The organism is Sulfuricurvum sp. RIFOXYD12_FULL_44_77 (genome assembly GCF_001830725.1).
GTDB lineage: Bacteria > Campylobacterota > Campylobacteria > Campylobacterales > Sulfurimonadaceae > Sulfuricurvum > Sulfuricurvum kujiense_A.
In genome coordinates this window covers 1-3,384 of sequence record NZ_MIBU01000112.1, presented here as the reverse complement: position 1 = coordinate 3,384, position 3,384 = coordinate 1, and the positions used below count along the sequence as shown (strand labels likewise).

Below are 3,384 nucleotides of genomic sequence, written 5' to 3'. Positions count from 1 at the left end.
TATTGGTATTTTCATTTGCCTCTAATGTCGCAAGCTGTGAGGTTTGTGTCAAAATTTTCTCACTGTCCATCGGAGCGGTCGGATCTTGGTATTTAAGTTCCAAGAGCAACAATTTAAGGAAGTCGTCTTTTCCTAAAACACTTTTATCTACGTTCGTCGCGGCCGTAGTTGCACCTGTGTAAGCAGCATCTGTTGTGTACGCTCCATAAGCATTAATAGCCATAATAGTCTCCTTAGTTTACGCGTAATGCGGAATTATGATTTCAAGAGCCGTGATCTGCTCTTCATTTAGTTCGAGATCTTCGAACGACTCATAGGCACGGAAACGGTTTTGCTGCTGCTCGTGTTGCTGTTGAAATCCTTGTTGGGGATTTTGCCCCTCGCCCCCTGACATAAAGTTCATTGTGGCGTTAGTGATCCCCTGAGAGGCGAGCTGTGCTTTGAGCTCAGTGGCGTTGTGTGCTAAAAAGGCGACACTGTTCGTGTTGTTCGATTGAATGTTGACGTGGACATTATTGCCTCGCTGTACGAGGGTTACTTCAACTTCTCCGAGCTTTTCGGGATTGAGTTTCATCGTCAGACGGGTAAACGGGGGCTTGTACTCCTGGACAGCCTCTTTGAGATCACTCGCAAAAAGGCGCATACTTTGAGCGGCCTCTTTCGATTTTACTTCCAGAGAATCGGCTTTAAGAGTGTGGGACGTTTTAGCCCCTTCTCCCTCGATTTTAAGAGAGGTTGATGATTCTTTATCACCCTCTTTTGTTTCATTTGTCCCGTGTAATAGGGCTATCAGCGCGTCGGTTTTCACTGATGTCGGTGCTGTCGAAGTAGATGTTTTATCTGAACTGTGTGCTTCTGAAGCGGTGATAGTGGCGGTTACTCCCGTTTCACGTTTATCGAGATTCTGCAGAAGGGTTTTTAGGGGCTGCTCTTCTGATTTTTCAGAAACCGCATTTGTAGAAAGCTCTGCAGAGGTTGTTGTAGCATTTTTTTGCTCTTTCCCTTTTATCTCACTTATGAGCTGAGTAATCACTTCAAAAGGGGACTCTTCATGAATCGTTGCGGGGAGTGCGGCAAGTGTTTTGGTATCCAACAGCGGTTTTGTGAGTAATTCGGTGGGAAACGAAGCTTTCTCCTCAGTATCATTCACTAAGGTAGAAAGGGTGATCGATTGAGGGTTAAGATCCATTTTTTCAGCCAATTTTACGAGTCCTGCCAATGTTTTCGGCAACGATTTCGGATCGACCTGATACTCAGGGTTTTTGGCCGTAATCTCATTTTTAAGGTACTCTTTTGCCCGATTGATGAGGGTACGAACCTGATCGTTGGATAAATTATTGAGTAATTCATTAGAGACAAGTGCCGATTCTTTCTCATCACTTCCTGTTAATAGGGATTGGAGTTCTTTTATATTACTATTTTTGACGGAGCTGTTTTTAGGATCGATTATCGCTTTGAAATCATTCGATTTTACGATTTTCCCCTCCTCTCCTTTGGTCTGCATCCCGAATGAGCTTAAAAGCTTGGAAAACATGTCGTTCGATTTTGAGGATGAAGAATTTTTGGTATTCCCCCCTAATAAATCAGCGAGCGACGTTTTCGTCTGAGCCTCTTTGTTTTGAATGATCATAAGCGATCCTTGTGTGAGCGTACAATAATCCGCTCTTTTGTTAAAGTAGTTAATCAAAGCAAAAAATATTCCACATAAAAAAAGTAATCAAACGGTAACACTCTTTAAACTGCTTAACATTTCCTTAACCTTACCTGCGATATAATCCGCGAAAATCTTTGCCCTATCAAAGGACAGCAATGCAAAAAATTCGTAATATCGCCGTCATCGCGCACGTTGACCACGGTAAAACAACTCTTGTTGACGGATTGCTCAAGCAATCTGGAACGTTCGGAAGCCACGAACAAGTAAATGAAAGAGCGATGGACTCTAACGCACTCGAAAAAGAGCGCGGGATCACCATTCTTTCTAAAAATACCGCGATCCGCTACGGCGATCATAAGATTAACATTATCGATACTCCGGGCCATGCTGACTTCGGCGGTGAGGTTGAGCGTGTTTTGAAAATGGTTGACGGTGCACTATTGCTTGTTGACGCCTATGAGGGTGTTATGCCTCAAACGAAATTCGTTGTTAAAAAAATGCTCGGGCTTGGAATCAAACCGATCGTTGTTATCAACAAAATCGATAAACCGTCCGCTGACCCTGAGCGTGTAGTAGACGAAGTATTCGACCTTTTCGTTGCGATGGACGCGACCGAAGATCAACTTGACTTCCCGATCATCTACGCTGCGGCGCGTGACGGTATCGCAAAAATGGATATGAGCGATCCTGACGGTGACTTCACGTGTATGTTCAACACTATTCTTGACAAAGTACCTGAGCCTACCGGTGATCCGGAAAATCCGACTCAGTTGCAAGTATTCACCCTCGACTACGATAACTACGTCGGTAAAATCGGTATCGCCCGTATTTTCAACGGTAAAATCGCTAAAGGGGATAATATCCTCCTTGCAAAAGCAGACGGTGAAATGGTCAAAGGTCGTATCTCTAAATTGATCGGCTTTATGGGCTTGAACCGTATGGAGATCCAAGAAGCGGAAGCGGGTGACATCGTTGCGGTTGCCGGAATTGAGACGGTAGACGTCGGGGATACTATCTGTGACCCGCAAAATCCTATGCCGCTTGATCCGATGCACATCGAAGAGCCTACATTGACCGTTGTTTTCTCGGTAAATGACTCTCCGCTTGCAGGTCAAGAGGGTAAACACGTTACCGCGAACAAAATCCGTGAGCGTCTTGATGCAGAGATGAACACCAACGTAGCGATGCGTTACGAAACGGTTGGAGAAGGTAAATTTATCGTATCCGGTCGTGGTGAGCTTCAAATTACGATTCTTGCAGAAAATATGCGTCGTGAAGGTTTCGAGTTCGGTATCGGACGTCCTGAAGTTATCGTAAAAGAGATCGAAGGGGTCAAATGTGAACCGTTTGAGCACCTTGTTGTTGACCTTCCTGCGGACAATGCAGGTACGATCATCGAGCGTCTCGGTCGCCGTAAAGCGGAAATGAAAGCAATGGTACCGATGGGTGAGGGGTTCACTCGCGTAGAGTTCGAAATCCCTGCGCGTGGTTTGATCGGTTTCCGTGGTCAGTTTTTGACTGATACCAAAGGTGAGGGTGTTATGAATCACTCATTCCTTGAATTCCGCCCTTACACCGGTAACGTTGAGAGCCGCCAATACGGAGCGTTGATCTCTATGGAAGACGGTGTTGCGTTAGCGTACTCATTGTTCAACCTCCAAGATCGCGGTGTCCTTTTCACAGCGCCTCAAACGAAAGTGTACAAAGGTATGATCATCGGTGAGCACAGT

At 45.3% G+C, this 3,384-nt stretch carries 3 protein-coding genes; 1 reads left to right on the top strand and 2 read right to left on the bottom strand.

The window, feature by feature from the left end; translation table 11 throughout:
• Positions 1 to 223, bottom strand: a 223-nt coding sequence (locus A2517_RS04780; protein ID WP_294894676.1) for a flagellar hook capping FlgD N-terminal domain-containing protein, incomplete at its 3' end; no start/stop codon positions are given.
• Between the two features lie 15 nt (positions 224 to 238).
• Complete coding sequence (locus A2517_RS04775; protein WP_294894674.1) at positions 239 to 1,630, bottom strand: flagellar hook-length control protein FliK; 1,392 nt, start codon at positions 1,628 to 1,630, stop codon at positions 239 to 241.
• A gap of 179 nt (positions 1,631 to 1,809) precedes the next feature.
• Here A2517_RS04775 and typA point away from each other — a divergent pair.
• Positions 1,810 to 3,384 (top strand): translational GTPase TypA (gene typA / locus A2517_RS04770; RefSeq protein ID WP_294894672.1); only part of this gene is annotated, 1,575 nt, incomplete at its 3' end.